Source organism: Rhizobium album (assembly GCF_003122325.1).
In the GTDB taxonomy this organism is placed as follows: Bacteria; Pseudomonadota; Alphaproteobacteria; order Rhizobiales; family Rhizobiaceae; genus Metarhizobium; species Metarhizobium album.
Genome location: NZ_QFBC01000028.1, coordinates 1 through 26,307 on the forward strand (window position 1 = coordinate 1; position 26,307 = coordinate 26,307).

Annotated in this window: 31 protein-coding genes and 1 tRNA gene; all 32 read right to left on the reverse strand. The window is 58.8% G+C overall.

What is annotated here, in order from left to right; genetic code table 11:
• Positions 1–571 (reverse strand): baseplate assembly protein (locus DEM27_RS31550; protein WP_205909000.1); only part of this gene is annotated, 571 nt, incomplete at its 3' end.
• The gene (locus DEM27_RS31555; protein WP_109462204.1) at positions 568–948 is read right to left on the reverse strand and encodes a GPW/gp25 family protein; all 381 of its coding nucleotides are present in this window, start codon (positions 946–948) and stop codon (positions 568–570) included. The genes DEM27_RS31555 and DEM27_RS31550, both read right to left, overlap by 4 nt.
• Before the next feature lie 9 nt (positions 949–957).
• Positions 958–1,497 carry a phage baseplate assembly protein V gene (locus DEM27_RS31560; protein ID WP_245446256.1) on the reverse strand — a complete coding sequence of 180 codons (540 nt, stop codon included), beginning with the start codon at positions 1,495–1,497 and terminating at the stop codon, positions 958–960.
• Positions 1,494–2,282 carry a hypothetical protein gene (locus DEM27_RS31565; protein ID WP_109462205.1) on the reverse strand — a complete coding sequence of 263 codons (789 nt, stop codon included), beginning with the start codon at positions 2,280–2,282 and terminating at the stop codon, positions 1,494–1,496. The genes DEM27_RS31560 and DEM27_RS31565 overlap by 4 nt, the downstream gene beginning before the upstream one ends.
• Positions 2,283–2,299: 17 nt before the next feature.
• Positions 2,300–2,683 carry a hypothetical protein gene (locus tag DEM27_RS31570; protein ID WP_245446258.1) on the reverse strand — a complete coding sequence of 128 codons (384 nt, stop codon included), beginning with the start codon at positions 2,681–2,683 and terminating at the stop codon, positions 2,300–2,302.
• A gap of 19 nt (positions 2,684–2,702) precedes the next feature.
• The gene (locus DEM27_RS31575; protein ID WP_109462207.1) at positions 2,703–3,740 is read right to left on the reverse strand and encodes a major capsid protein; all 1,038 of its coding nucleotides are present in this window, start codon (positions 3,738–3,740) and stop codon (positions 2,703–2,705) included.
• 64 nt (positions 3,741–3,804) lie between these two features.
• A complete protein-coding gene (locus DEM27_RS31580; protein ID WP_109462208.1) occupies positions 3,805–4,464 on the reverse strand; it encodes a head decoration protein in 660 nt (219 codons plus the stop codon).
• 17 nt (positions 4,465–4,481) lie between these two features.
• Positions 4,482–5,546 carry a head maturation protease, ClpP-related gene (locus DEM27_RS31585; protein WP_109462209.1) on the reverse strand — a complete coding sequence of 355 codons (1,065 nt, stop codon included), beginning with the start codon at positions 5,544–5,546 and terminating at the stop codon, positions 4,482–4,484.
• A 16-nt stretch (positions 5,547–5,562) separates the two neighbouring features.
• Entirely contained in the window at positions 5,563–5,784 is a 222-nt protein-coding gene (locus DEM27_RS31590; RefSeq protein WP_109462210.1) for a hypothetical protein, read from the reverse strand.
• Positions 5,784–7,403 carry a phage portal protein gene (locus tag DEM27_RS31595; protein ID WP_109462211.1) on the reverse strand — a complete coding sequence of 540 codons (1,620 nt, stop codon included), beginning with the start codon at positions 7,401–7,403 and terminating at the stop codon, positions 5,784–5,786. Before DEM27_RS31595 ends, DEM27_RS31590 begins: the two co-directional genes overlap by 1 nt.
• Complete coding sequence (locus DEM27_RS31600; protein WP_205909001.1) at positions 7,403–9,361, reverse strand: phage terminase large subunit family protein; 1,959 nt, start codon at positions 9,359–9,361, stop codon at positions 7,403–7,405. Before DEM27_RS31600 ends, DEM27_RS31595 begins: the two co-directional genes overlap by 1 nt.
• Positions 9,273–9,896 (reverse strand): hypothetical protein, encoded by a 624-nt coding sequence (locus DEM27_RS31605; protein ID WP_109462213.1) that lies wholly within the window; start codon positions 9,894–9,896, stop codon positions 9,273–9,275. The genes DEM27_RS31600 and DEM27_RS31605 overlap by 89 nt, the downstream gene beginning before the upstream one ends.
• A gap of 202 nt (positions 9,897–10,098) precedes the next feature.
• Positions 10,099–10,716, reverse strand: coding sequence for a phage tail protein (locus DEM27_RS31610; RefSeq protein ID WP_109462214.1), 618 nt, complete (start codon positions 10,714–10,716; stop codon positions 10,099–10,101).
• A gap of 14 nt (positions 10,717–10,730) precedes the next feature.
• A tRNA-Trp gene (locus DEM27_RS31615) sits at positions 10,731–10,805 on the reverse strand.
• A 50-nt stretch (positions 10,806–10,855) separates the two neighbouring features.
• A complete protein-coding gene (locus DEM27_RS31620) occupies positions 10,856–11,362 on the reverse strand; it encodes a hypothetical protein (protein ID WP_109462215.1) in 507 nt (168 codons plus the stop codon).
• Entirely contained in the window at positions 11,359–12,189 is an 831-nt protein-coding gene (locus DEM27_RS31625; protein WP_109462216.1) for a hypothetical protein, read from the reverse strand. Before DEM27_RS31625 ends, DEM27_RS31620 begins: the two co-directional genes overlap by 4 nt.
• 593 nt (positions 12,190–12,782) lie before the next feature.
• Positions 12,783–13,712 carry a hypothetical protein gene (locus tag DEM27_RS31630; protein WP_128755610.1) on the reverse strand — a complete coding sequence of 310 codons (930 nt, stop codon included), beginning with the start codon at positions 13,710–13,712 and terminating at the stop codon, positions 12,783–12,785.
• A 61-nt stretch (positions 13,713–13,773) separates the two neighbouring features.
• Entirely contained in the window at positions 13,774–14,277 is a 504-nt protein-coding gene (locus DEM27_RS31635; RefSeq protein ID WP_109462218.1) for a VRR-NUC domain-containing protein, read from the reverse strand.
• Between the two features lie 443 nt (positions 14,278–14,720).
• Positions 14,721–16,844: an AAA family ATPase gene (locus DEM27_RS31640; protein WP_109462219.1), complete on the reverse strand. Its 2,124-nt coding sequence runs from the start codon at positions 16,842–16,844 to the stop codon at positions 14,721–14,723.
• Between the two features lie 257 nt (positions 16,845–17,101).
• A complete protein-coding gene (locus tag DEM27_RS31650) occupies positions 17,102–19,639 on the reverse strand; it encodes a DNA cytosine methyltransferase (RefSeq protein WP_109462221.1) in 2,538 nt (845 codons plus the stop codon).
• 11 nt (positions 19,640–19,650) lie between these two features.
• Positions 19,651–20,034, reverse strand: a complete 384-nt coding sequence (locus DEM27_RS31655; RefSeq protein ID WP_245446260.1) for a DUF6511 domain-containing protein — start codon at positions 20,032–20,034, stop codon at positions 19,651–19,653.
• On the reverse strand, positions 20,031–21,101 hold the full coding sequence (locus DEM27_RS31660; RefSeq protein WP_109462222.1) for a DNA-methyltransferase: 1,071 nt from the start codon (positions 21,099–21,101) through the stop codon (positions 20,031–20,033). The genes DEM27_RS31655 and DEM27_RS31660 overlap by 4 nt, the downstream gene beginning before the upstream one ends.
• Before the next feature lie 20 nt (positions 21,102–21,121).
• Positions 21,122–22,525 carry a DEAD/DEAH box helicase family protein gene (locus tag DEM27_RS31665; RefSeq protein ID WP_109462223.1) on the reverse strand — a complete coding sequence of 468 codons (1,404 nt, stop codon included), beginning with the start codon at positions 22,523–22,525 and terminating at the stop codon, positions 21,122–21,124.
• A gap of 39 nt (positions 22,526–22,564) precedes the next feature.
• Positions 22,565–22,780, reverse strand: coding sequence for a hypothetical protein (locus tag DEM27_RS31670; protein WP_109462224.1), 216 nt, complete (start codon positions 22,778–22,780; stop codon positions 22,565–22,567).
• Positions 22,777–23,127 carry a hypothetical protein gene (locus tag DEM27_RS31675; RefSeq protein WP_109462225.1) on the reverse strand — a complete coding sequence of 117 codons (351 nt, stop codon included), beginning with the start codon at positions 23,125–23,127 and terminating at the stop codon, positions 22,777–22,779. Before DEM27_RS31675 ends, DEM27_RS31670 begins: the two co-directional genes overlap by 4 nt.
• Positions 23,124–23,453 carry a hypothetical protein gene (locus DEM27_RS31680; RefSeq protein ID WP_128755611.1) on the reverse strand — a complete coding sequence of 110 codons (330 nt, stop codon included), beginning with the start codon at positions 23,451–23,453 and terminating at the stop codon, positions 23,124–23,126. The genes DEM27_RS31675 and DEM27_RS31680 overlap by 4 nt, the downstream gene beginning before the upstream one ends.
• On the reverse strand, positions 23,450–23,644 hold the full coding sequence (locus tag DEM27_RS33755; RefSeq protein ID WP_128755612.1) for a hypothetical protein: 195 nt from the start codon (positions 23,642–23,644) through the stop codon (positions 23,450–23,452). The genes DEM27_RS31680 and DEM27_RS33755 overlap by 4 nt, the downstream gene beginning before the upstream one ends.
• Positions 23,644–23,985: a hypothetical protein gene (locus DEM27_RS31685; protein ID WP_109462227.1), complete on the reverse strand. Its 342-nt coding sequence runs from the start codon at positions 23,983–23,985 to the stop codon at positions 23,644–23,646. Before DEM27_RS31685 ends, DEM27_RS33755 begins: the two co-directional genes overlap by 1 nt.
• 172 nt (positions 23,986–24,157) lie before the next feature.
• Positions 24,158–24,352 (reverse strand): hypothetical protein, encoded by a 195-nt coding sequence (locus tag DEM27_RS31690; RefSeq protein ID WP_109462228.1) that lies wholly within the window; start codon positions 24,350–24,352, stop codon positions 24,158–24,160.
• Positions 24,349–24,999 (reverse strand): hypothetical protein, encoded by a 651-nt coding sequence (locus tag DEM27_RS31695; RefSeq protein ID WP_109462229.1) that lies wholly within the window; start codon positions 24,997–24,999, stop codon positions 24,349–24,351. Before DEM27_RS31695 ends, DEM27_RS31690 begins: the two co-directional genes overlap by 4 nt.
• The gene (locus tag DEM27_RS31700) at positions 24,996–25,367 is read right to left on the reverse strand and encodes a hypothetical protein (RefSeq protein WP_109462230.1); all 372 of its coding nucleotides are present in this window, start codon (positions 25,365–25,367) and stop codon (positions 24,996–24,998) included. The genes DEM27_RS31695 and DEM27_RS31700 overlap by 4 nt, the downstream gene beginning before the upstream one ends.
• Positions 25,364–26,137: a hypothetical protein gene (locus DEM27_RS31705; RefSeq protein ID WP_109462231.1), complete on the reverse strand. Its 774-nt coding sequence runs from the start codon at positions 26,135–26,137 to the stop codon at positions 25,364–25,366. Before DEM27_RS31705 ends, DEM27_RS31700 begins: the two co-directional genes overlap by 4 nt.
• Positions 26,138–26,307 lie beyond the last annotated feature (170 nt).

The following is a 26,307-nucleotide window of genomic DNA, read 5'->3' on the forward strand; positions in this document are numbered from 1 at the left end:
GTTGACCGCGCACCGCAGCAACCAGGTCCGTCGGCGCCAGCCCGTCGCCCTCGCGCGACTGCACCGCAACCGTCACCTCGCCGGGCGCCGGTGACCAGACGTCGACGTTGAGGACGCGAGGGTCAGCCGACAAAGCGTGAAAGACGTAAGCACCATGCGCACCCGCAGTCGAGAAGGCTTCTGGCGCGAGAAGAACACGACGTCGGAATTCCTCATTCGATTCCAGGACAGCCGGGGTGTTGCTAGTTGCTGGCGTAATGACGCGCCGGCTCACACCATAGAAAGCCGCAAGATGGTCAAGATCCGCGTCCACCGCAAAAGCGACCATGACGGCTCGCACTGCATCATTGATCGCTGCAATCACCAGCAGTTCGCGGTAGGCGTCGGTCTCTTCAAGGATAACCGCAGGGTCCGCTTCTAGCTGCGAAACGTCGTATGGAATATCGGCAGCAGTGAAAAGCTCAGAGAGCCTCGTCTTGCGTTGGCGAAGGATGTTTTCAAAGTCAATTCCCCGAATTGCTAAGGGAACTGGAAAACGGGAAAGATCCAACGTGGATGCTGAAAATCTCATTGCATCCCTCCAAGCACAAGGCGCAGGTTGGCGTCTTGTGCGACAGAGTAGTCCCCAAGGTGCCCGCGCGGATAGTAAGTGCCGATTACCGCCAACATCAAAGTGCCAGCGGAGTCTGCACGCGTCACCCGGCCTCTGGTCATCCGGAACCGCGGTTCCCATTTTGCAATAGCGCTCGCAGCTGCTGAATAAACAGCAAGAACGTTACGGCGCGTCATCTTGGCGTCGACTAAGTCCGGTAGATCAGATCCAAAATCGCGCCTCATTACCCGAGAGCCTACCGGCGTCATGAGAATTTTGGCTATTGATTGCTGCACATGTTCCCAGTCGGACATAGGCGTAGCCGTAACGGCGCTAACGCCAGTGGAGTGGGGCATTGAATCTCCTTAAACGGGTGGGCCTGACGTGCCTCCGCCTGGGATGACGCCGGCATGCTCGTGGGTGTCGCCGATGTTCTTGCCATTGTGGGTAACGGATCCGCCAACGACATCGAGAGATCCGCGGATCGTCACGTCAGCGATGATCTCAACCGACCCATCACCGATAGTTATCCGCGATCCGCCTTTTGTAATTACGGCTTCCGGACCATTATGAGGGCGCGGATTCGACGTTGATGGAGTGGACATATCAATTACAGCGTCGGTGATGTCTCCGCTTTCAGACACCACATCTACTTGCTCACCAACCGTCGGCGGTATGTGGCTCTTGATGCCGCCACTTGCGATTTCTTTCCAGGGTAGCCAAGGGCTGAGATAGTCCCGGCCATTTGGTTTAGCAAACAGGACGCGCGCCAAGCCTTTTGCATTGTCTACCTCTTTGACAGTACCAGTGCGCTTCCTGTTGCGTGCGCGGCGTTCAATTTCGGCGATCCTGTTAACCAGATACGCCATCTGCCCAGGCAGATCATTCGGAATGACATCACTCACCCGGAGACCTCAGCTGGCTGCGTATCAATCTCGACAAGCTCGATATCAGGCTCGGCGCCCTCAGGCGTCGATAGCAGCAGCGCGTCCATTTCTTCTTTGATCAGGCCATAGCGACGTTGAATGGTCTGCCATTCAAATGACGTGCCGGCGATCTGAGCCTGCATCAGCTCGATTTGTGTCCAGAACATAGAATCGTACAGCTCCTCTGCCTTCGCAAAGAACCGGCCAAGCGGACTTTGATCACCCAAGACTTTGCCGCGAGCGGGATCTGCCCAAAGGTCAACGGTTAACTTGATCTGCTGTGCCGCCAACCGAACGCCCCCGCTGTCACCGCTCGTGCGAGCGCGCTCAATTTTGGCGTTTCCAGAGTGCAGCCCTTGGAAGACCTGCGCCCACTCATTCTCAGGATCGGACAACGCGTCGCCAATCTGGCGGGCAACGATGTCCATCATGAACTCGAAGGCTGAATCCGTGCCGGGAATGCCGGGATAGACCACGCTTTCGCCCGTTTCCGGATTGGTCTCGACATGACTGGCGGTAACGCCCATCTCGAAGAGGATGTCCGTTTGGCCGTTCGCCACCCAGCCGCGAAGAACATAGCTCTCGGACTTGGAAGCATCGGTGTAGACCGAGATGAACGGGCGATCTTCATCCGTCCTCAGAGAGCCGTCGGCGTCGACTTCAAGTGCGCCAATCTGGCTGTCGAGAACGTTGTCACCTACGAGGGTGCGGCCCTTGAGGGCTTGCACAGCCGCGATGCGAGCTGCAATGCGTGTCAGTGACATGGGCCGCTCCGCGAGGGCTACGCCTCGTTCAAATTCAAGACCAGCCGCGTGTGGCTGCGGTCATCGACGTCGGCGACTTCAAACCAAGGCATTCCGTGTCGCGCCAAGGCGCGAACCTTGTCCCCAGACTGCGGTTGCGGCCCGGTATACTTCGCCCGATCTATGTGCAACTGAGCTTTGTCGGCAACGATTCTCGACCGCCAACCGTCACTTCGCGAGCCGGCGATACTGGTTGTTTTGCCCTCACCTACTCGCAGCACAGCTTCAATTTCGATGAGTGGCCGTGCAGGATCGGCCACTCCATTTTTTAAGAACGACAAGCGCACTGGCTCGGCTAAGACGAAATCAACGCAGTCCAACACCTTGTCGCGCAAATTATGAAAACGGGCAGCAACCGGCATGATCCCTGCCCTCCTTCACTTAGGTGTTCTTGGCCCGCAGAAGGGCGCCAGGACGCGTGCAAATATGCAGCGCATTCGTCTGCGTTTCACCGTAGACGCCCTTATCGAGGTCCAACAGCGCCTGCTTGGCGTAGTACTTCTTGCCGAGCGTGTTCACGGTGTCCATGTACGGCGCCGGAGCGTAATACGTCTTGAACATGCCGCGAGCGCCAACTGGGAAGAACTTGGCTTTCAGCGTGTCGATGCCCAGCTTCATGCCGTCGCCTTCGGCAGCAACGGCGCCGTAGTTCTCAAACACGATGCCGCCGAACGTGAAGATCGGATTTTCGGCGCGGCTCGGGCCGACATAGCTGTCGCGAAGGATCGCCGCTTCCGACCAACCCTTGTAGGTCTCGCGGACTTCCTTATGGGAAATCAGCTGGTCGAAGAACGTGTCGCCGACGAACGAGTGCACGTAGCCGAACGGCGAGCCGCCCATCTTGGTGCGCGTCGCACGGACGATGGCGGCGCAGGCCTTGCGGAGGACGCCCTCGCCCGGATTGGCGTTGTCCAGATCGAAGTCGACTTCGTTCGCCTGGGTCACGCCGAACTCATCGAAGAGGTTCAGCGTCGAGCCGTCGGCATAGGTGACAACGCCCTGAACGGCGCCAAGGCGGCTGTACTCGTTCGTGACATCCAGATCGGCCATGTTGTCGGCGATCTTGTCGAGAACGACGGCCATGACCGTTTCGGTCTCGGTCTCCGAGCCAAACTTGCGGACGCCCTGCACCTCATCGGCAATGACCGACCATTCGCGCAGGAAGTGCGGCACGGTCAGGTGCTTCATCGAGCGCTTCTCGGTATCCTTCACGTCGCCCTTGCCGCCGCGGGGAGTGGGCGGGACAAGCTGGATAGAGTCGCCGATGCGCTCGATTGCGACGGAGGTCGTCGAAACGGATTTTTCCTCGAACAGGCCGAGCGCATCGAGTCGGCTCGGGCGGTATTCGAGTTCGTTGATCGAATCCGTCAGGGAGGTGACGGAAAACGCGTCACCCTTGAACACATTAAGAACGCTCATTCGGAGCTCCTAAGAAAAAGGCCGCTCGAAGGCGGCCGTGCAGGTTGATTTTGGGAGCGTCCGATTAGCGGACGATGATGCCCTGAGCGGCAAGCTGGCTGATGCCAAGCGCCTTTTCAGCCGCTGTAATGTCACCCGGCCAAGTCAGCGCGACGCCCTTGACCTGGGCGAGCCGGGTGATGCCGGCCACCTTGCCGGTTGCGCCGGAGCCGGTGACGATGCCGTCATAAGCAATCGCCTTGGCGAACTGCGAACCGTCCGTGCCGTCCTGGTTGTACGCTACGTACTGAATGTCACCGGGCTCGACGCCGACATCGACATACCAGGTGTCACCGACAACATTCGGCGTGCCGCCGGCCGTGATGGTGAAACGAACGCCGCCCTTATTGAACAGCGTGCCGTGCGTCGAAACGCCGATCTGCTGGCCTTCAGGGTCGGTCCAGTCCACCTTCGTCGCAGCGGAAGCGACACCGACATAACGACCGTTCTTGGCGGTCGAGGTCAACGGAGTAGCGTCCATGGCGATCGTACCAGACGAAGCCGTGTTGCCGGCGTCAGCGGAAGCTACTGCGGTGGCGTCGGCGACCGTGACCTTGGCGCCGAGCACCTGGCCAGGGACGATGGTCTGGCTGATTGCGATCTTCAGGTTGTCGCGGCTGTAGCCTGCGGCGCCCTCGGACAGAATGAATTCACCGGCGTGCCGGCCTTCAGTGAGAATGGTCATCTAGACACACCTTCCGATTACTTGTTGAAGCGCTTGTTGGCGCGTGCGACGACCTTGGCCCACGAGGCCTTGGTATCCGGCTGCTTGTCACCGCCACCACCGAGTTCAGCGCCAGCCATGCGGGCAGCCTCGTAGTTCTCAGGCGTCTCACTGGCGACGGGGGCCGGCGCAAGCGCTAGGACTGCCTTGGCGGCTTCCGCGGTGCTGCCGGTCGAGAACAGGTGCTCGGCAAGAGCCTCGCGGCCCTTGGCCTCATCCAGCGACATGATCGCTGTGCGGCGGTCGCGGTCAGCTTTTACGGCGTCAGCGGTAGCGGCCGTTGCGGCTTCCAGGTCGGCCTTGGCCTTGGCTTCAGCGGCGGCCTTTTCGGCCTTCAGCGTGGCCAGTTCGGCAGCAAGCGCGTCCGCACGTTCCTTGTCGTTCATGTCGGTATCCCTGTGGTTCGCAGCGGACGACGCCGCATCGTTTAGTTTTGCCATGGACCACCCCTTGGCCTTGGCCTGGGCGGCGAAACGCTTGGGTGCGTTCGCATAGGCGCGGTAGTCGTAGGCGGCGATCGGCTTGGCCTTTTGCTCGCCCGTGTCGTCGGCAAAGCCCGCCGCAACGGCCTCATCGCCGTCGTACCAGGTCTCCGCCTTCATGATGTCGCGGCATTCAACGGCAGATTTGCCGCTGCGGCGGGCGTAGACCTTGGCGTAGGCGGTGGCGTAGGCCTCGAGTTCCTCGATGGTCTTCGCGTGGTCCGCGGAATTGCCGTAGGTGACGTTTAGCGGGTCGTGGATCATCATCACGGCGCCGTCGGCCATGGTGATTCTGTCACCGGCCATGGCGATAAGGCTGGCGGCGCTTGCCGCTATGCCCTCAATGACAATGTGCACGCTGCCGTCGTAGGTCGCCAGCGCCGCATGAATGGCTGCGCCGTCGGCTGCGATGCCGCCACCGCTGTTCAGCCGGACCGTGATGTCGCCATCCAGCCCAGCTAGCGCGGTCACGACCTCCGCATGCGTGAAGCCGTCGTCAAACCAATCGACGCCGACCGTACCAGAGAGTGTCACCTCCTGGCCGTTGACTTGAACAGTCATCTTATATCCTTGTCGGCTAGTACGGTCGAAACCTGCCGCGGATCGCATAGCGACGACGCGTGCCAGAGCATTTCGAAGAGTGATAGTCGATGAGGCGTTGCAGGGCCGCAGTGTCGGCTTTGAAGTACTGCACCTCGTCTTCGCCGAAGCGCGCCCGCTGAACGCCGTCACCAGAAACGATGGCGGTTAGTAGGCTGCGGAGGCGTTCGGCTTCGGCGCAATGGTCAACGTCTGCCACTATGCCGCCTCCGACGTTTCGTTGCCGTTTGGCATCGCTGCCCCCATAGGTCCGCCACCACCGGTACTGCGACCAAAGGGGATCGGGATCTTCTTTTCGCTAAGATCGACAATCTCGGCGGCGATCTTCTGGCGCGTGACCCCAGCATCCTTGCCCATAAGTGTGGATTCGTCCTCGAGAGAGGACAGCCCGAGCTCGATGCGCTTTGCGGCGGCCATCACCGATTTGTAATCGTCAGCAGTTGGCTGTGCAGGACCGGGCCATTCCGCGTTGCAGACCAGATCACGGTTAGCCGCAAACGCGGCATAACCGCCCTTGAACGGGATGCGCCCGGTGCCGATCATCTCGTCAAGCCAATTTTCGTATGCGGCTTGGCAGTACGGCGCCGCGATCCGCTCACGGCGGCGCGTCACGATCGGCCAAATCGACGCAATTCCCATCCGAATTGACGAATACGTCGCGCCCGAGAAGTCAAAAGTGAACGATTCCGCCGTGATTCCGAGCCTTCGGGCCATTTCTCGCTGCAAATTGCGGGAGAACGGAATGTACTGGCTGCCAGGCGTCGCCGCCGTGTGCATGTGGAATTCTTCACCGGGGCCGAGGTGGTTGATCCGCCCGTGGTCCGACATCGAGATGCCGTGATCCTTGAGCGCGTCAATTCGGTTGCCCCAGACGTCCATCAGGTCGGCGGCGAGGTCCGGATCATCGTCTTCGATAACCTTGATCGCCTCAAATGCTGCTTCCGATGGCTCCGGCGACTTGATTGTCGCAGCGAAAGCCGTCTGCAGCAACGCAGTCGTGAGCGTTGCGTCAGCAAGCTGGTCGTACTGCGCGGCAACCTTGAGTATCGGCGCCAGGACGGAGATGCCGCGGGCACTGTCGGGATTGTCGCCGCGATCCATGACATGCACTACACGCCTTAACGCGCCGTCATATGCTGGCACATCGTAATCATAGTCCTGGCCGTTCTTCTTGCCGATGAACCGATACGCGGCGACACGACCGTTATCGTCGTGGAAAATGCCCTGATCCAGGCCAGTGAACTCGCTGGTCTCGCGCTTCAGCCGATGAGGAGCAATCAATGAGACCTTCGTGCCCGTCTTAACTCCATAGCGCCTGCGCATGCCCTTCGGCATGAAGTCAAAGATGCCAAAGGCCTCTCCGCCGGCAAGATAGTACCTGATGACGCCATCAAGGTTTTCAGCTAGGGTCGCCTTGCCCTTGGCGTCAAACTCCTTTGGATTCCAGACATGCAAATGCCAAGCATCTTCTACGACCTTGCACCACTCTGCCGTCTCCTTGGCATCATATCCAAGAGATGAAAGCAGCGGCCGCGCACTCAGCTTGAGTTCGTCGCCGATCGTGTCGGTGATGATCTGGTCGACGGCACCGGCAATCCAACCGGAGTTCTGGATAAACGACCAGGCCAGCGCCGAAGCCCGCTCTGCAGACTCCCGGACGTCAACCGCACCATCGCGAGTGACCGCGCGCCGCATCGCAAGGATGCCCGTGCCTCCATCTCGAAGGTACTGCGCGCGTGTCCGCTTTCCGCCCGGCGCCGACACGATTGATCCATCGGTCCTTATTCGGACGCGCGGTTTTTCCGTCGGGGTATTCATTATCGATATGCCCCCCAACGTTGGCGCTCACGCCGCTTCGGGCGCTCTTCAGTTTTGGTTTCAGGCTGTTCTTTGATGGCCGGCAAAGACCGGTTATCGTTGTCAGCCTTGGACACCGGTCGCGGTTTCCGCGGCGGCGCCTTGTCGAGCTTCACAGGCAATGACATGCGTGCAGCCAAGGCTAGTACCAAGCAGTCCCAAGCTTCATTTCGTGCACCAACAGCTTTCTTGACCCAGGATCGAGTGATCTTGTCGCCGACTTGCTTTGTGACCGCGTGCTCTGACGTAAGTTGATCGAAGTAGTCTGCACTCAGGCCGGCGGCGGGAAAATGCACCGCCCTCGGAGTTGGCTCAAACTCGTGCGGGACGATGGCCAGCCTCGAAGATAGATCGTCCTTCGCGGTGTCGACGCCGATGATATAGGGCTTGTCACCGGAGTTTTTCGTCCTCGATGCCGTCTTCGGCCAGATCATTCGCGGCGCTTTCGGATCCGGATTGCCACGACCGATCGTCGCATAAATCCGGCGCCTTTTGCGGTCGCGGCAGAATTTGTAGACCATCTCACTGCGATGGCCTGCACTATCGATACATCCCGCCTGTGGGATAAGCCGCCTGCCCTCATCGGTTTCCAGCGGTTCAGCAATCAGCTTGTCAAGTTCATCCCATACGACTGGTTTCGACGTGTCGCCGTGCAGCACTTCATGCCGCGCGACCCACATCTCCCCGTGAGCGCCGTGGCCAACGAACGTGACCTCGATGCGGTCGTCCTGCGTGTCGGCACCGTAGGTGACAAGCCTTACATCGGACGGCAAAGTTTCGTAGTTATAAGGCTCGCAGCGTGACTTAAGCACGTCCGGATCGGCAACATTTACCACTTCCTTGTGCGGCAGACCCAGCACCAGGTTCACAAATGTCTTCTTCTGCATAGGGTCTTTGTAGACCCGCAGCCATTCAGCAGCCAGAAACCGCCACGCCGCATTGGGGAACAGACTGTAGGCCGCCCAAATGTGGAAGCCTGCGTGCCCCGTATGTGGTTTTGTGGCTACCCAATCGCCGCCATTGATGAGAGCGCGCTTGTCCTTTTCCTCAATCCGGCAACCGCCCGCTTCGCAGCGGAAGTATGCCGTATCTGGAAGGTGCTTGCCCTCTTCATCCCTGTCCCATTTGAAGTTTTCCCACTTCAGCGTTTGACGCGCCTTGCAGTGCGGGCAACCTACGAAATAGTGGCGCTGGTCGCTTTCTTCCCAGGACTTCTCAATGCGGCTGATTCCCTGAACTGTCGGAGTTGATCCCAAAATGATCTTCCGATTCCAAAACGTCTCCGACCGCTTCGTGCCGAGTGCGATCTGGTCGCCTTCGTTGCCAGCACCCTGGGCCGGATAACCGTCAACCTCGTCGAACGCGATGATACGGGCGGTGATGCGGCGGAAGCCGGCGGGGCTGTTGGCGCCAACAAACGCGACAGATGCGCCGTTTCGAAAAAGCCTCTTCTCGACCTTCTGCTGAGCGGCCTTTGAACTCAAGTCTCCAGCGATTGCCGCCAGAACAGGCGTATCTCGCAACATGGGCGCGATTTCGGTGGTGCTGTAGTCGCGCGCATCATCCTCTTTCGGTTGCACGACGAGCATAGGCGACGGATCCTGATGGATGAAAAAACCCACCATGTGATCCAAAAGTTTGGTGTAGCCGACACGTGCCGACTTCATGACGGTGATTTTCTGAACCGTCGGATCTGTGACGGCATCCATCATGCCGTCCTGGTATTTGAAAGACTTGAACTTGCCAGTGTGAGCACTCGTCTCACGAGACAAATAGGCAAACTCGTTCGCCCACTGGCTCAGCGTCAATTTCGGCGGAGGACGGAGCGCTTCATTGCGCGCTCGCGACATCCTCCTCAGCAGATGGGCCGAACCGGCCTTGTATCGACTCGCGGAGCTTGTCGAAGTCACGTTCTCCATCGACATCCACCGTCAGCTGGTTCAGCGCTTCAGTCACCTCCGCATCGATGATTGCCTTGATTTCCTCGGCCGACTGAAGCGTCGTGAGATCCGGCGCGATCTTTGCGCCAATACCAAGCAGCCGATTGCGCACGACCGCGTACTCAGCTGCGACAGCCACCACGACATCGTCGATTGCGACAACCGCACCGCTTTGTCGGTCGTATTCGAGCTGCTTTAGTCTCGCCGCATAATTTTCTTTGACCTTTTCGGCATCCGCCTTCGACCAAAGCTCCTCGCCGTCAGCAGACACAAGTCTGGCCGCCTCTTCGCGGATATCGACAGCGTCGGTTACTTGGGAGGTAACATCATCCTCACTTGTTACCGCCGACGACTTGATGCCGTGTTCAAGTAACAACTTGTCCGATGCGGCCACATCCACAAGGCCCTGCCCTGTGATGACTAGCAACCCCCTTTGTTTCCAGAGAGTTACGGTCTTTCTGCTGACGTCGCGGTGTGCGGCATATCCAGCTTGGTTCAGGTAGTCAGGTAACATGGCGTTACCCCCTTTTTTCAAACTGCAATGTCGGAGATTGGGCGGCTGCGTACCCGCTGGTACTGTTTTAGGGGATACGGTCCCTGACCTGGGGGTGGGTGGGGTCGCAGATCCCCATCATATCATACCCCATATCGTCACCCATGTCAACACCGATATCGAAATAAATCAGCATTTTATCGATATTTCTTCATTTAATTGTTTAACTCAATACGTTCTTGGTGATAGCCCGAACCGCACGCTCGATCTCGATTGGCATCCGCGTGTCGGCGATACGGTAGAACGTTGCGGCGCTCTCATCGCGCACCACTTCACGGGGGACAGCCGGCCCCCACAAGGCCTCTATCGCATTGTTGCGCTTGGAGACTTTGTTGAACTTGCCAGTGTTCTTGAAGACATGTCCACCAGCTCGTGCTCTGCCCACCGGGCCAACGCCGCTCGCCGCACGCCTCCCTTTATTCAGGAAGGTGCCATCGTATAGCTTGCGGTTGCCCCATGCTGCGGCAGTGACGCCCTTGCGTGTCTGACGCGGGCCGAAGTCTTTGAGCGGCATGTAACCACCGCGCACATCGATAGCCGCCGTGAGATTGGATGCCGACGCCTTCAGCAGCTTCATCCCGCCGTGCTTCACGACGTTCTGCTGAGACGTGCCCATCTGCTTGGCCACGGCCTTCTTGACGCTGGCGTTCACCGTTGTCGCTGTTTTGTTCAGCGCCATCGCGTAAACGCGCTTGCCCTTGCTTTCCGACCCCAATGCCTCGGTCGCCTGGCTCAGCAACTTAATGCCGTTGCCATGCCATGTCATCGATACGAGGGTCATGGAGTGCCCGCAATTGGCGCAGCGCCGCCAGAGTTGAACTGACACAAGCGGTTTTGGAGACCGCTGCTCTACCGTTGAGCTAGACGCGCTTGGGGTGGTTGCGCAATTTAATTGGCGTTTGATAGGAGATCAGTACTCTCTATTGAGAGTTGCCCAAGTCGGACTCCGAACCGTCTTCGCCTTGCTGCCCCGAATGAGGAGAGACATCAAGAGATGTCAACATGAAAATGGAAATGTAGATATCGTAAAGAACTAAAAGATTGAAAGTCACTATAATTATCGCGGCTGCATGACAAGCGGATATCCAAATTGCGGAAACGACACCGCCTTTGACGAATAAGACCACCAAAAGCACACAAAAAGAAGCGAACATGCTCCAGGCATTTCTTGATAGCTCACCGCGGGCTCGAATGATATTTGCTGTTAAATCGACTCCACTAGCCTTAAGATTGTTTTTAAGTCTGCCGAGAGCAAGATGAATGTTCGCAACCGAAGCCATTGTTATTGTCAACAAGACCACTAAAATCGAGAGGAGCTCATGCGTCACAAGCCCCTGAAGAAATGTGTTTTTTGCAAGAAGCTCGGGGTTGACGCAGGTAGCTAGTATCACAGAGAACGTAACGGCTAACAGGATAAGCCACTTCATTTCGCAGTTCCAAAGAGCATCGACGTCAACTTTCCTATCAAAGCCTCATCCTTCGAGGCGGGCAGGTCTTCCGTCGGGACGTCGACAGTCTTTCGGTTCTTTGCAGACGAAAACACAATCTTTTTCCCCGCCTTCATCTCCACTGAGCCAGCCCCATCAGAAGTGGTTTTTAGAGCAGCCTCAATATACTCTCCCTTCGGGTCCAAAGCGCCCTGAGAGTTCGTGTGCGTGAATTTGGTTTTTTCGGAGCCAACGGCTTTTGCCGCATCAACGATAGCTCTAATTTCCTCTTCCAAGCCGAGCGCATTTGGCGGAACAAACGTGAATTCCAGCCGTGTAAGTCGGCCACGGTACTTGTCGACAGCTGACCAAAAGTCTTGGGCATTTGACACATACTCAACGAACGCGACGTATTCGTGGCCAGGCGTTTTGTTTTCAATTGAGGCGAAGAGAGATTCGATCAACGCTTTTGTTGCAGCCATCCCGGTCTGCATGGCTATCAATTGGGAACTGCTCGACAGATCCAACAAAAACCAGGCAGTCTTCCAATCCTCGATCATTGCAATGGCGTAATCATCGTCGGGACCGCTATGAATCGGTTCTAGCGCCTGCCTTCCGATGCGCCCAACAAGGATGTCGCCAAAGATGCCGTACGTCAGGAAGGAGAACGTACGACCGTAGTGATCGAAGTCTAATCTCTTCCGATTGAAAACCCTCTCTAAGTAAAATCTGCGGGTTATGTCCCTGGCGGGCGAACCATCAGATCCTAGCAACGTCATTTGGTCCGGCTTCGCCAATGAGAGCCTTAAGTACTCGAATCCAGCCATAGTCCCCCCAATGCGGTTTCTTGCATTGAAGCAACTATTCAACCCTATGTGGAGTCTAAATCTACTGACTCGTTGAATTGGGTGCCTTAGCATGGACGGATAAGCTGGCCGAGCGCTGGACGTTGGCGGTCTCGTTTAAGCCGCTGCGTTCGCCGTCGCGGCACCATGAAGCAAAAGCGCCGAGGAGCCGCGGGGCTCAACTCGGCGCACGATTACCTAGCTGCGAAGAGGAGGAGAGACGCGCTGGGTAATTTCGAATGAAGAGCAAGAGGCGCACCCTGTACTGGCGTCGATCCTCCTGCTTGGCCAAAGCGACTTACAACGCCGCTCGGCGGATATGAACGAGACGGCATTGGTAACTTATTAGGCCCCAGCGCCTCCGTCTCGTATTTCGCGAAAACCCGTTGGAGCTTCCGCCCCTGAAAACGCGGCCATGCGGCTCGCGTCGGCAGGTGGGATAGTTACGCCCACCTCAGCGGCTGCAACGACCTGCAGCATGTGCGAGCGTCCGTCTCGCCGTGGAGATCGGAAGTATGTGGGGCCATTCGCGACCCCTTCATATATCCACACCATGGCGGTTACGAAAAGTGGACCTACGCTGCTGTCGCTGCCGAAATCGCGGCCATAAGATTGTCGTTTGCCGCAATTAACGCCCGCCTGCCGCCCTTGCGTCTAGCGTATTCTGGCGACTGGCGAACAGCGAGTCCAATTTCTGCATAGGACTTCGCATTTGCGGCGGCATTCAAAACCGTCAAGTCCTCGTCACTTAGACTCCGCTCAATCTCTTCCCACTTCTCGCGCTCAGCAATCTTGTCGGACAGATCCTGCCAGGCGATCGATCCGCCGCTCCCCTTTGGAGCTTTCTTCATGCCGATGAAGTTGTCGGCATATCGGGCCGTTCCCGCTGCAATGCCGTCCTCGCACTGATAGACCTCCGGCATCACTGGAGTGTTTGCAATCGCCTCCGCCAACATTGCGGCAGCCTCATCGCGACTGAAGCTCCGCCCACTCCGCCTCTTGCCGCCTGGCACATATTCATGGTGGCATACATCAAACGCATCACAGAACCAGGCATTGCTCTCCCCAGGCGACGCGCCAGTCCCACCAAGCGGACGCTCCTGCTGCTCCTTTGTTCCCAACATCGAACCAATTGGCATTCTGATGCTTCCGGCTACAGGCTCGCCGTCAATACCCGCCATCATGCATCGCTCGGTCTGTCCGCCATCGCTGAACCGAAGGTTTCCGATGCGAATGATCGGGCCAGGAACATTCCGCCGCAGCACTTCGCTGTAGACCTCCGGCCCGCGTTCGAAACGAGACTTCGACTGCCGCATCATTTCTTCAGTTGAGGGGCGAAGCGAGATCCGCCGCTCGACATGGACATCCGAGAAATCTTCAGGGTTGTTATCGTTGGCGGCAACCACTGACCAGCTAGTTTGGTCTGGTGCAGAGGTTTCCTCCGGCCGACTTACAAATTCTCGAAGCGCAGTCAACTGATCTGCAAGCGAACCGTGTCGAGCCATACCGCCCTCCTCTAGTGGTTTGAACTTGGTGATACCACTAGATGTAGTAAAATCCGCCCATTTAACAACTTGGCTCGTTGTCGTTCCCGGCCAACCACTTCCGCACCAGTGCGACGGCCTGCGCGGCTGCGTCATCCTCAGTGACTGCCCGTACCACGACAACTGGATGCCCAAGGGCCGCGAGCGCCGGATGTCTCGTGACCTGGCTTGGCTCAAGGGCGGCCCGACCAACCTTGTTCTCGATGAGGCCAAGCCGACCGCCCTTGAGATAAATCCGAAGGTCTGGCTCGCCGGCCGTCATGCCTGCGGCCTTGGCTTGAGCCGACGCCGTCTGGCCTCGCTTTGCAGCGTTCTGGTCGCCGGCGAACAGAAACTGCTTGCCGTATTCCGGCATATCGCGAAGAGCGCGGCACTGCGCGGCCTGGAGTTCCCATTCGAGCGGCAACGCGTCAGTGATGGTCACCTTGCCGTCTGCCCTCGTCTTGATGACCTTGCGGACACCGCCGATGCGGGCCGTCTGTGTGGTGGCGCGTTTGGTGGTGGACTGGCGAGATTGGCGGGGCATTTGTGAGGCTCCTTGGTGGTGGTAAATTCTATCGAAAGATGATCAGTCCAGCGCATCCATCATTTGCCGGGACAAAGCACCGGGACAAATTCCCCCTCTTAAGAGGGGGGAATATGTTGTCCCGCTGGATGCTCGCTGGACAAAGTTGCGGGACAAGCGGGACAAGCGGGACAAAAGTGCCTGTAAGTTATTGATTTTATTTGCCCTGATTTTTCAGGATTTTGTCCCGTTTGTCCCGCTGCCTATTTTTTAGCCGGACAAAAGTGCGGGACAAAGGGGTCTTGCGGGACAAGCGTTTTGTCCCGCTAGGTTGTATAGCTTTCAGCGCAACCATTAGGGGAATTCTTGTCCCGCTGTTTTGTCCCGCCACCCTGTAAACTATTGAAAAACAACCGGGACAAAGCGGGACAAGCGGGACAAAACGGCATTTGGCGCAGGTTGTATCAGCTTGGCCAGTACCAAAGCCCGATATTGTTGACATGCCCGTCTTCAATGAGTTGCTTAGGTGCCCGCTGGAACTGTTTGCGAGCGGTTTCTGCCGCCCCAGCAGACGTCATGTCGCGGCTGGCGTAGAACTCCATTCGCCAGGCCTGCTCGTCCACAACGAGGACGTCTTCGGGGTATTGTCGGCCATCAGGCTCAATGCCGTTCTTGGCCACGGCTCGCCTCAGGGCATTGAGTACGTCGCCTTTAGGGCCTTTCAGCGTTCCGCTGGAAGGCGGCTTTTCTGCTTCTGCGACCACGACGACTGGCGCAGTTGTTGGTTCTCCATCCTCGTTCACGCCAATCTCAACAGGCTTCATCATGAACGCCAGGACGTCGCCATCCTCGCCGTCGTTGGTGCCATCGCAAACCAGTTTGTGGACGTTGCCATCCTTCTTTACCATGAAGCTCGCGTCGACTGCACCGTCCAGGTCGATAGCGCCCTTCCCCCGTTCGCCGCTCCAGGCGCTGTGATGGATTGCTGTTACATGGGCTTTGGTTTCAGTCAGGATGTGGTCGCAGGACCGGACGAACTTGACCATGTCCTTAGAAGCGTTCTGGTCGCCGGCGCCAAACACGCGCGTAAGGGTGTCGATAATCACCCAGACGCATTTGTGACCTGTAATCGTTTCCGCGTCCCGGATGATTTTTACGATCTCCTCCGCATCCTTGAGGTCACGGGTGAAATCGAGCATGCCACCGACAACGAGCAGCGGAACGTCTTGAACGCCGTGGTGCTTTCGGAACGCCATCATGCGCCGCTCAGTGAGTTTCTTGCGCTCCGCAGCCACATAGATGACCAAGCCCTGCTGGACGCGCAGGCCGTGCCAATCCATCCCGGCCGCGATATGGCAGGCTAGATCCGTCGTCACGACACTCTTCCCCGTGCCCGGCAGCCCTGAAATCGTCGTGAACTCCCCGACGCCGAGCCATCCTTTCAGAATGGTCTCCTTCGGCTTGCCCTCAACGATTTCGTCGAACCAGGTGAGTTCGAACCGCTCCCGCTTCTTTGGCGCGGGCTCTTGCTGCGTGCTTTCGATAATCTCTGGGCCGGCGCGCTCCTTCTTCGTCAGGTTCCGCTCGACCATGGCGGCAAGGGCGCCGGGATCCGATCCGGCAACATTGTCATTGTCGCCCTGCGGGATTTGCCGCGGTGAATTAGCGGTTTTGTCCAAGCCTCGTTTTATCTTGTCCCAGCATTTGCGCTCGCCGTCGGTGGCGATGAGACCATTTGACCGAGCCGCGTCAATCAGGCCTTGTTCGGCGTCACTTCGGGAGATATGCCCGCCCGCGACGAACTCCCCGATGTTGCAGGCGCTTGCGAACAGCTGCTGGCCTCGCTGCCCTTTCGGAGCGGAAGCAAGGTTCTCAAGTTCCATCTCGAACGAGCGGCTTGCATATCGTGCTGCGGACGCGTCCTCCGGCTGATAGCGATACTCGCGAGCCTGGCGCTCAACTGGCTGGGGAGCTTTGGCTATCACCAAATCCAACAACCAATCGGGGGCATCCGCAATGTCTGGAATGCCATCGGCCTCGTGGTCGAGCCATTGATACCGCCGGCCGTCCGCCATCACCGAGCCGGGGGCCACGATGTACCCACCCTCGCCCCTGGTATCAACGCCTGATGCGATTGCGGCACGGTTGCGAACGCCGTCGACATGGCGAAAGAATATGTGCGTTCCGCCATTGGCAGTGCTGGCTCGAGCCGTCGGCGGGAGAGCTCCGTGCTTCGCTTCCATATCGGCGAGCCACTTGTGCCCGTCGCGATCGCCGTGTCTGTCGAGGTCAAGCACCCATGCCCCGAGCTTCTCGCCTGTTGGCACGCCGATAACGCCGGTCGGATACTTCTCGCCAAACCAGATATTGACGATACGGGCTGATGTCGTGGCGCCTTTCAAGCCATTGCTGGTATACGGCGCCTTTTCCGAATACTCGATCCATTCGCCAGTGCTCTGGTCCTCACCCCACTGCTTCGATTCACGACACGGGAAAACCGAAATGCCCGCGGCGATATACGCGCGGGCAACATCAATGGGAGCCTTGTCGTCCGCACTTAGCGGCTGCTTTGCCCATGGCTTAGACATTAGGATGCACTCCCTTGCCCAAAGAATAGGTCCACGCCACGTTGGCGCGTCTGGGCGGTTGTGTTATGATCAAGCATGAAACCTCCGAGGTATCGGCATGCAGAGAAATCGATATGACATGCGCCAGGAGGAAGACGAGTCGTGGACCGTCTTCGATATATTCACTGGCTTGCCGGTTTCTGTAAACGGCGTCCCTCAGGACGGCTTGGAGATGGAGCAGGCCGACGACTTGGTCGACCTGCTGAATTACCTGTACGTCACGCGGCGAGACGGGGTGACGCATTGAGGTTGTCGTTTGCAGGCATCGAGGCTTGTATGCGCATCCCTAACCATTGAAATTTAGGGACAGCCCAAGAGTTACCTAAGCTTTTATATCTCGGTCCATCCGCAGCCATGAGCCACCAGCCGCCATTCAAGTCTTTCTCCCACATGTCGGCTGGTCGGTTCTTGGTTATCTTCTGCGTGGCATAGTGCTTGATGGGTATCCTCGTATAATTATCCTCAAAACCCTGAAGGCGTTCGCATTCCATTGGCGTGAGGCGGCGGACGGCGGATGATACCTGCACTGCGTGGCTGTGCGACTTGGACAGCGTAAATGATGGATCGCCGTCATCACCTATCCCCAGGCCGGTTCGCTCACCAAGAGATTGGTGGCGCAGCCCGACTTGGGTGTTGATCGGGCGTACTTCGCAGATAGCCGGCATCACACCAGCATTCGCGTGGCTGCCCGTGAAGCCACCGGCCCGCAAGGTGGGCGACAGGTCGAATTGCGCATCGCCGCCGTAGTCCTTGGCGGTGAAGCACACCACAGCGTCGGGGCCACGATCCACGCAAGGCGAGCCATCGTGGCGAGCAGATAGCGTGCGCGCCACGTCGCTGCCGTCTAGTGTCTGCACAGCCACCATCGTGGTGGTCTCATAGTCCTGCGAGGAACCCTCGCGCGTTGCGTCGCAACGCGCGATCTCAGGTGCGTATGCAACGACGGCTTCCGTATCGAGACGGTGCGAAGCATTGCTCCTTGCGCGCAGACAAGGAGCAATGCTCGCTGAAGGCGTCAATTCACCGCAGCTTCCAAGGCCGCCCGTAGCAAAACCGGCAACGTCTTTCCCCGCTTCTCCGCGCGTCGGAGGATGCCTGCACACGCTTTCGGGCTCAAAAAGAACCGCTGCGGGATCGGCCCCGTTTCCAAAATCTGCGACAACGAGCACACGGCGGCGTCGTTGGGCGACTCCAAAAAATTGGGCATCCTTGACAGCCCACGCCGCCCGTCCTTTTGGTCCAGAGACCATACCATGACGGGGCCACTTTCCTCTTGCCGGCGGATCGATGGGGGCATCAGCGCCCACAAGTCCGGCGAGGAAGCATCCGAAGGCGTTGTCTTTTGTGCTGAGAACGCCGACGACATTTTCCCAGACGGCATTCCGAAGTCCATTGCGATCTGCAAGCTCATGCGCAAGCCTCACGAATTCGAGTGACAGATTGCCGCGCGCGTCGGCAAGTGATTGGCGAAGGCCGGCCACGCTGAATGCCTGGCAGTTATGTACGACTGCGCTCTGCACGACATACGAATGATCTTCATCGACCTCGATGTTGAATACCGTCTCCTCGCCCACGGGGGTGAAGCCGGAGACCGTCCTGAGCATCATGCCGTGCCGAACGCGAGACTTCCGTGACATGGGTTGCGGGTATGCCCGAACCTGATAATAGTCGCGCTGGTTGCACGTCCTACCTTCGATCACGCAAGTGTCTGGCGTCTCGACGAGGGCGACAGACGAGACGTAGCCTTCGGCGGCCATGAGGTCGGAAATGCCGTAGGCGACGGGACGGCTGGTTGTGCTGATGCTGACCTTTCCGTCGTTTGTAACCGAGCCATCTGTGTCGAGGAATCCGCGAAGAAATTCGCCGCGGAAGCTGTGCCCCATAACCCACGACGGCACGGTCTTCATGTGTGAGTAGTGCGCGAATTCGGCCTCCAGCCAATCAGCGAAGGCCGTATCATGGATGGAGACACGCACGGTTGTTCGCTCATGGCTGACTGTGTGGACCGCATTGCCAATGGCGGCCTTCAACTTCACGTATTTCCCGGGGTTGATGCCAAGCACGACGGACTTCTTGGCCTTGCCATCATGCCTACGTATCCATCCGTCACCGAGATACATGCCAGCGATGTACATAGCCGTCTTTACGTCGAACTTGGCGGATTCCGGCGCACGGTTGTCGTTGTCATGACTCAACAACTGGCACCACTGGCGACCAGGCATATCCTTCGCCGCGACCCACTCAGGGTGGCCGCAATGCTCCACTTTGGTGTACAGATTGTCGCGCCTGGTGTTCTGATTGCGCCACTCGACCGACAGGAACGGATGGTCTGCTGTGCAAGTGATTGGTTCGCACATGCCAACGCCGGTCAGGACGCCAACTTCCTTCCGCTCATTGCCGATACGAACGACCGTGCGAAGTCTTCCCTTGTGGGTGACGACTTCGTCGCCGACTCTGATTTCCTCGATGGGCACATACCCCTTCGCAGACAGCACCATGTGACCCGCCGTGAAGCACGGCGTGCCTCCCGCAAGAATGTCCACGCGGCCGAGCGTCGTTGTGTCGATCTTAGTGAAGTCTCCAAGGTTCGGCACGTCTGGATAGTGATGCGCCAGGACGGCAGACGGAAACTTCTCGATTTCCGAGTAGGCCACAGCCTTCCAGCCAAGCGGATGCCAGGCGACAGAGGCTGCTTCTATTCCGCTGCACACGCTCAAGAAGCGCAGGCCGGTGTTGTTATCATTATCGTGTTTCATTGTTCCCCCAATCAAAACGGCGCCTCCCGCAATGCGGCCCTTAGCCGGTCAGCACATCCAAGCCACGCCGCCTTCACCAACATTCGCGCATCTAGCTCGTCCAGAAGCGCCAAGTCCGAAATTCCGCGTTCGGTGAGCCATTCGCCGACCGCCTCGACGCCGCCGTCCAGCGCCTGCAGTTCGAACGGATCCAGCCGCCGCATCTTGGCCAGGTCCTCGATGATGAGGACGCATTCGCCGCAGAGGTAGCCTGGGTCGTCCTTCTGCTTTGTTAGGCCTACGCCCGTTCCGATGGCCCGCCTGGCACAGCAGCGGCAAACCGTCGGCGCGCCCTGGGCGTCAGCTGTGGGCGTGAACGGGATGGCGGGCTTTTTTAGGTTTGGGATGACGGTCATGCGGCTTCCCTGGCCGGATGGTTGTCGTTGGCGGCCGAAAACAAATCTGCGACCGGCTGACCTTTAGTGCCCAGAGAAGCAATGTTTTTGGCCGCCTGTCGGAAGTATGATGGCTTAAGTTCGAAACCGACGCCCTTACGGCCCATCTCGACAGCTGAATAGACCTCACTGCCAATCCCAAGGAACGGCGTCAGTACCGTCTCGCCGTGCATGCTCCATAAGTCGATGCACCGCTCAATGACATCGAGCTGCAGCGGCGAGATATGTTGTTCGTCCTGCTCGTCACGCGCTGATCGATATTGCAGGGTGCGGGTCTGGCGAACATCGCTCCATACAGGAGAGGCGTAGCGTTGCCAGACAAGGATGGACTTCCACTGCTCAAACGGCCACGGCTGCTTGCCCTGCGCCAACGTCTCGGCGGCATGACGGTCATAAGCCTCGCGGCTGATATCCAGTCCGCCATCTTCGCCAGGCTGCGCACCGATCCACTGCGACAACGGACCATGGATCGCGCACTCGTTCTCGCCCGGCTTGCGGAACGACACGATGTAGTCGGCAAGCCCCTGCCCGCTGATGCTGCTGTCCTTCGCCAACTGCTTATGCAGTAGCCGGATAGACTTCGTGCGCTGCTGTGCAACGACGGGGTCTTTCCAGATGCAAACCTCGGAATGGAAGAGCCAGCCTGCATCCTCGTAGGCGCGAATAATCTCACCGCGGAAGTCTCGCATGCCGATGAAGCCATTCCGTCTCTTGCTCGTCGGCAACTGCATGCAGTGCACGCTGTGGATGCGGCCCGGCTTGGTGACGCGCAGCAGCTCTTGGATTAGGAATGCGTAGTGCTCCCAGAACGCGCCGCCCTCGTTGTTGCTGATATCCCGGTCGAAGCTAGAAAACTTGTACAGCCCCTCGAAAGGAGGGGAATGGATACCGAAGTCCACGCTGTCGCCGGGAATGGCGCGGATCAGTTCGCACGAATCTCCTTCGTATATGGCGTAGTTGTCGGTAATAACCTGGTTCACGGCGTTGATGCCTGCGGTCACGGTCGGCGTCGTATGGGTGTTGGTCATGGTGTCTCCTCGTGGTAGCGCTAGGCGGTGAGCCAAGTCGGAATTTGCATCGGGATTTTCGGGTCGTAGCTGGCCTTCTCGCGAGCTTGCGCATTGATTGCCTGCTTCGTGATGTTGGCGGTGTGGAGCACCATGGCCGCAGCCATGCGGTCGGCGTCCGCCTCCTTGCGCTTAAGGTTCGCGACCACAGCGCCTTCCGTCTCGGCGGCAATGAAGTGTGCCGTCACCTCGTTCTGCTGCCCAAACCGCCAGAACCTGCGGATGGCCTGATAGACCTGCTCGAAGCTGTCATTGAGACCGACAAAGCCGGTATCCGCACAATGCTGCCAGTTCATGCCAAATCCGCAAATCGACGCCTTGCTGACCAGCACGCGGATACGGCCTTCGCTGAAATCGATCAGCTTCCGCTCTTTCGCGTCTTCGCTATCTGAACCACGAACCTCAACGGCACCCGGAATTGCCTTGGCAAGCGCTTCGCTTTCGGAATTTAGATTGCACCACCAGACGAATGGGCGATCAGTCGGCGTCAATGACGCCGCTGCGGCCACGCGATCCGCTACGCTGTCCCGACGAGCCTTGATGCGATCTTGCAGTGTGGACGCACGGCCGCCGGCTAGATCATCTGCCGAGTTGTCCACGGCCACCGTGTGATGGATCTGGTGCAGCGTCGGCAGCGAATATGCGCCATCGTCATATCCGAGGTCGGAAGGCTTGCGCAGCATGACAGCCCATGAGGCCATCCAGCGCCAGAAGTCGCTCTCGGCATGCCCTTTCAGCCGCCACTTTTGTGTTTCTCCACCATCGTGGGTGAAGAACGTCGCGAGCATATCTGAATAGGACATGATGCCGAGAAATTCAGCGTGGTTGCCGAGTTCCATGAAATCGTTCGGGGCCGGCGTCGCGGTCGCCGCCAGCCGGAACGGAATGCCATGACAGGCTTCCACCAGTTCGTTGCGGTAATGTCCCGTCTCTGATTTGAGAATGCTGCTTTCATCGAGGATGACGCCAGCAAACTCGGCGAGGTCGAAATGCTCGATCTTTTGGTAGTTGGTGACGTTGATGCCTGGACCGCATTCCGCCTGCGAGCGAACGTGCCGCGCCGGAATGCCGAACTTCTCTGCTTCTCGGACCATCTGAGCCGCGACAGCAAGCGGCGCGAAATGCAGCACGTCGCCGTGCGTGGCCGTATGCACGGCCTGCCCCCAGGAAAGTTCCATTAGGCTCTTGCCAAGGCCAGTGCCAGCAAACAAGGCAGCACGGCCGCGTTTGAGCGCCCACGTCACGATATCGCGCTGGAACGGGAATAGCGCCCCGGGGAGCGACGGAATGTCATGCATGCCAGTTGGTGGGTCAAGGATCGCCTTCCGCGCCAGAAACGCAGCGTAGGCGTCCGTCTGCGCTGTCTGCGCGACGATCGGGTTCATGAAGTCTCCTCTTAGTGGTGTCAGCGCGGTGGTGGCGCGCTATTGTGCGATAGCCGCCCGCAGCAACTGCGAAGCCGCCAGCCGCAGTCCAGCAGCACTTGCGCGATGATGCACGGCGGCCTGTGCGGCACGATTGCGGATTTCGACCGCGATCCGCGGCTCATCGTTAGCAATCTCGTCGCAGGATGCGGCCTGCTTGTCGTGCCATTGGGCGGTCAGGTAGTAGGCGGTGGCGAGTTGGGACGGGGTGGTCATGATGCCACCAGATTGCGCAGCTTACCGACCGCTTCTGTCTGGTTGCTCACGCCGAGAATTTTCCACAATTCGGCGAGTGCACATGACGTCGATTGGGCCGCAATGCTGTCCGACGTGTAGCCCTTCGCCCAGATCGGCCGAAGCAAGTCAGCAGCCGCCACGCGGGCTTCAGCGAGATTGAGTTCATCGGCCAGCATTCTGATCGCCTGAGCCGCAGAACAAGGCCCGTAGCCCGCCTCGTTGGCGGCTTCTATAGCCTCTTCGTACCACGCCTTGTAATCATCCCCGCCCCTTTGTTGCTCGGCAACAATCGGGCGGTCCGAAGTTTCGATGCAATCTTTGGTCACTGGCGCACAACCTCCATCCGATAATCAACGTAGAAATCGACCTGACCGAACCACAGGTCACAGGACGGCGAATAGCCGTCCTCGTCTATGTCGTCTGGCCGTTCAATCCGGTTGTGCTCGACCACCCACGCCACCAACTTGCCCTCGCCCGGTTCTTCCGGGTCGTCGGATTCATAGACCCTGATGTCTTCAACATACTCAGGCCATTCCGGGTCGCACTGATCGCGGTAGGCGTTTATGAGGCTGGTTGCGGATGCGAGGGCCGCGTCCAACGAAGGCTGCGGCGTGTATTCGCAGAAGCCAGGGTCGAAGAGGTAGAGCGTCATCGCCATCCCTGCCGTCGATCGGCCTCCCGGCGCAGTGCGCGATCCTGTGCGGCATCTTCCCGCTGCTGCTCATAGGTAGGTCGCGAACTGCGCACGCGAACCACGGCGGACGGCAGGTCTGCGCAAAGCGAGCAATGGGACATGTGTTCGCCGCAGCGGCCGCAGATGTGGTCGCAGTCAGTGATACCCATCACGCCCTCCCCTCACCCAGCCCATCAATCTGCGCCAGGCAGTAATCGACGCGAGACCGCGCCTGGTTCAATTGATCGCCCCAGTGCGCCCGCTCGCTGGCCACGAGCGTCGCCGCTTCTTGCTCCGTCGCCGGTCGCTCATAGGTGATGCGGATCTGCGGGTAGCTATCGCCTGCACAGTCGAAATAAGGTTCGAAGTCGATCTCAGCCGTTGAGCGATATTCGGCGGGAATTGAAAGCCTCGCTTTGTTAAGGAGTAGCAGGACTTCGTCAAGGCCGTGTGGGGCTTGCCGGTCGCCTGCAACGCTCCAGTTCAGGGCGGTTTCGGTGATTGTGGTCATGGTTTTGCCCTCCCGGAACCAGAGCAGTCAGCGCATGTCTCTGTAGCCATTGAGACGTATCCCGTCTCGTGGCGGGCATAGCGCGAACCGCTGCCGTTGCACATAACGCACTTGACCGGCGTTACGGGCAGTACGCCGAGGCCGCCACCGATCATTTGCTTCTCGGTTGCCATCACACCCTCCTCGCCATCGCTTCGCAATCATGCCCGACGCGCGTCAGATCCATCGACAAGTCCATATGCTTCAGCTCGGTCAGCCGCATGGTGGCCTCGTGAAGCCACATGGCTGCGATTTCGAGTTGCACCGTCGGCGTCTCGGCTCGGGCGGGTGGGGTGGTTGTGGGTCTTCTTTTCGCTGCTCGGTTCATGCGACCTCCCTCATCTCGCCGTTATCGTTCGCCGCTTCGATGGCGGCGCGACCTGCATCAAACTGTTGAATCCCCCACAGGATCGCCCGACAGCACCAAATGTAGTGGTAGGTGTAGTCCTCCAGGTCGTGCTCGTAGAAGTACACGAAGCGCTGGCCGGTGATCGGGCACTTCCAGTCCATGACCTCGCGAACGGCATGGTGGTGATCACTGCCGCACGCATTGTAGAAAAGACCGTCCCATTCGTCGTCGATCTCCTTCCACGCGGCTGCCTTCTGCTCATCGGACTCGAAATGCCATTGCTTAAAGTCTTCGGCGACGGCTTCCTTCAATCGGTCCTCGCTGAACTTGAGGTGGCCGCCATGCTTGTTGGTCGCCTGGATTTTCTCTGCCCAGTAGCAAGGGTTGATCCACTTATCGCGGAAGAACTCGAACATGTCTGTCAGGCGCGAGAACACGAAAGAGCCCATGTCGCCGCTGATGCAGAGATAGCCGGGCCACGTCGTGATGTGGAAGCGGTAGACCGACGAACCAGGCCGGCTGAACGTGATGTGGCGATAAACGCCGTCGATGATGTGGCCAGTGATCTTGTGGTCCGCAACGTCTCGCAGGAAAGTCTCTTGATCGGGTTTGTAGGTGTCGGTCATCCAACGGACCTCTGCTTCGCCCACCACTCGTCGACGTACCCCGGCACCTCATAAAGCGGATTGCCGGTGAACTCCGACTGATAGGCGCCCAATGCTTCATGATGACCGACAACCTTGCCGCCAATGACGTTGGCGGAAGAGCCGGGCTCGCGGCCGGGCGCATACCAACCAGTGCGACGCTCGCCGTCAGACAACGTTCTTCTCTCGTCGTAGGGGCCGATTTCAGACGCGCCACACTTCTCGCAGTGATACGGGCCGCATTGTGTGTAGCCGACCCCGACATCAACGAAATCAGCGTCACACTCCGCGCCGCAGTACGGGCAGGCCTCTTTCGGCTCCGGTTCGCCGTAGCAATACCCGCCGCTCACGCCGCCACCTTCTCATCAACAACCTGGAACCCCGGCACGGCACGAGCGCCACCGCGAACAAGCTCATCGGCATTGCGCTGCGCAACGGCCAGCAACTCCGCCTTGGCGCGCGCCCAGCACCACTCCATCGCAGCTTCCTCGTCCACCAGCTTTGCCGACCAGACTGTCCGCAGCCCGAGACCGGTCGTCGCCGCCTTGTCGGCGCGCTTCGCCTGCTTCTGCAGGGTGGCGGCGTGGGCCAGTTGCTCCTCGGCATCGACGCGCGCCGCGAGGTTGCCCGCTGACGCGCGGATTGCTTCTTGCGCAGCCTGTGCCGCAGCAGCAGCTTCAGCGGCCTTGGCGGCGGCCTCAGCGGCCTTTTCATCGGCGACCTTTTTGCGCCAGACCGCGAGCAGCTTGCCAAGCTCGGACTTGCCGAGATCAACCTTGCCGCGCTTGGCTTGGATCAGCGGGTTGTAGGCGGCTTGGATAGCGGCGATCTTGTCGTCGAGCGGCTTCTTCTCAGCAACGCGCAGCGTGTCGGCACGCTTGCCTGCATCATGCAGCACATCGTAGAGCTTCTCGACGGCATCATGCATTTCCTGGCTGGAAATGGGCTCGCCGTCGCACCAGTTGGTGGCTTCCTCGAAGAGGTCTTCGATTTCCTTTTTAATCAGGTCAAAGGCGCTGGGCTGGTCGTCGTTGGCCGGCGGCTGGTTGTGGTCCCTGGGCGGCAGGTTAACGGCCATAGGGTCGAAGTTGTCGGCAGGCGCGCGTCTTTGTGCGGGCATGATGTCTCCTCTTTGTGGCGGTGGTCAGAGTGCCGGCAGCAATCCCCGGCTTGCAGGCGATAGGCGTGCCGTGACGCCTCGTTTTATTCCCTTACTGACAGGCTCTTACGAGCGGGCCAGTGAGCCCTACCGCACCGCTAACGACGCCTCCGACGAGGCTATACCGGCAA

Excerpts from the sequence above, each read along its gene's own strand:
- DEM27_RS31555 (WP_109462204.1), bottom strand. The coding sequence starts at position 948 with ATGCCCCACTCCACTGGCGTTAGCGCCGTTACGGCTACGCCTATGTCC.
- DEM27_RS31565 (WP_109462205.1), bottom strand. The coding sequence starts at position 2,282 with ATGTCACTGACACGCATTGCAGCTCGCATCGCGGCTGTGCAAGCCCTC.
- DEM27_RS31570 (WP_245446258.1), bottom strand. The coding sequence starts at position 2,683 with ATGCCGGTTGCTGCCCGTTTTCATAATTTGCGCGACAAGGTGTTGGAC.
- DEM27_RS31575 (WP_109462207.1), bottom strand. The coding sequence starts at position 3,740 with ATGAGCGTTCTTAATGTGTTCAAGGGTGACGCGTTTTCCGTCACCTCC.
- DEM27_RS31580 (WP_109462208.1), bottom strand. The coding sequence starts at position 4,464 with ATGACCATTCTCACTGAAGGCCGGCACGCCGGTGAATTCATTCTGTCC.
- DEM27_RS31585 (WP_109462209.1), bottom strand. The coding sequence starts at position 5,546 with ATGACTGTTCAAGTCAACGGCCAGGAGGTGACACTCTCTGGTACGGTC.
- DEM27_RS31595 (WP_109462211.1), bottom strand. The coding sequence starts at position 7,403 with ATGAATACCCCGACGGAAAAACCGCGCGTCCGAATAAGGACCGATGGA.
- DEM27_RS31600 (WP_205909001.1), bottom strand. The coding sequence starts at position 9,361 with ATGGAGAACGTGACTTCGACAAGCTCCGCGAGTCGATACAAGGCCGGT.
- DEM27_RS31605 (WP_109462213.1), bottom strand. The coding sequence starts at position 9,896 with ATGTTACCTGACTACCTGAACCAAGCTGGATATGCCGCACACCGCGAC.
- DEM27_RS31610 (WP_109462214.1), bottom strand. The coding sequence starts at position 10,716 with ATGACCCTCGTATCGATGACATGGCATGGCAACGGCATTAAGTTGCTG.
- DEM27_RS31620 (WP_109462215.1), bottom strand. The coding sequence starts at position 11,362 with ATGAAGTGGCTTATCCTGTTAGCCGTTACGTTCTCTGTGATACTAGCT.
- DEM27_RS31625 (WP_109462216.1), bottom strand. The coding sequence starts at position 12,189 with ATGGCTGGATTCGAGTACTTAAGGCTCTCATTGGCGAAGCCGGACCAA.
- DEM27_RS31630 (WP_128755610.1), bottom strand. The coding sequence starts at position 13,712 with ATGGCTCGACACGGTTCGCTTGCAGATCAGTTGACTGCGCTTCGAGAA.
- DEM27_RS31635 (WP_109462218.1), bottom strand. The coding sequence starts at position 14,277 with ATGCCCCGCCAATCTCGCCAGTCCACCACCAAACGCGCCACCACACAG.
- DEM27_RS31640 (WP_109462219.1), bottom strand. The coding sequence starts at position 16,844 with ATGTCTAAGCCATGGGCAAAGCAGCCGCTAAGTGCGGACGACAAGGCT.
- DEM27_RS31650 (WP_109462221.1), bottom strand. The coding sequence starts at position 19,639 with ATGAAACACGATAATGATAACAACACCGGCCTGCGCTTCTTGAGCGTG.
- DEM27_RS31655 (WP_245446260.1), bottom strand. The coding sequence starts at position 20,034 with ATGACCGTCATCCCAAACCTAAAAAAGCCCGCCATCCCGTTCACGCCC.
- DEM27_RS31660 (WP_109462222.1), bottom strand. The coding sequence starts at position 21,101 with ATGACCAACACCCATACGACGCCGACCGTGACCGCAGGCATCAACGCC.
- DEM27_RS31665 (WP_109462223.1), bottom strand. The coding sequence starts at position 22,525 with ATGAACCCGATCGTCGCGCAGACAGCGCAGACGGACGCCTACGCTGCG.
- DEM27_RS31670 (WP_109462224.1), bottom strand. The coding sequence starts at position 22,780 with ATGACCACCCCGTCCCAACTCGCCACCGCCTACTACCTGACCGCCCAA.
- DEM27_RS31680 (WP_128755611.1), bottom strand. The coding sequence starts at position 23,453 with ATGACGCTCTACCTCTTCGACCCTGGCTTCTGCGAATACACGCCGCAG.
- DEM27_RS33755 (WP_128755612.1), bottom strand. The coding sequence starts at position 23,644 with ATGGGTATCACTGACTGCGACCACATCTGCGGCCGCTGCGGCGAACAC.
- DEM27_RS31685 (WP_109462227.1), bottom strand. The coding sequence starts at position 23,985 with ATGACCACAATCACCGAAACCGCCCTGAACTGGAGCGTTGCAGGCGAC.
- DEM27_RS31690 (WP_109462228.1), bottom strand. The coding sequence starts at position 24,352 with ATGAACCGAGCAGCGAAAAGAAGACCCACAACCACCCCACCCGCCCGA.
- DEM27_RS31695 (WP_109462229.1), bottom strand. The coding sequence starts at position 24,999 with ATGACCGACACCTACAAACCCGATCAAGAGACTTTCCTGCGAGACGTT.
- DEM27_RS31705 (WP_109462231.1), bottom strand. The coding sequence starts at position 26,137 with ATGCCCGCACAAAGACGCGCGCCTGCCGACAACTTCGACCCTATGGCC.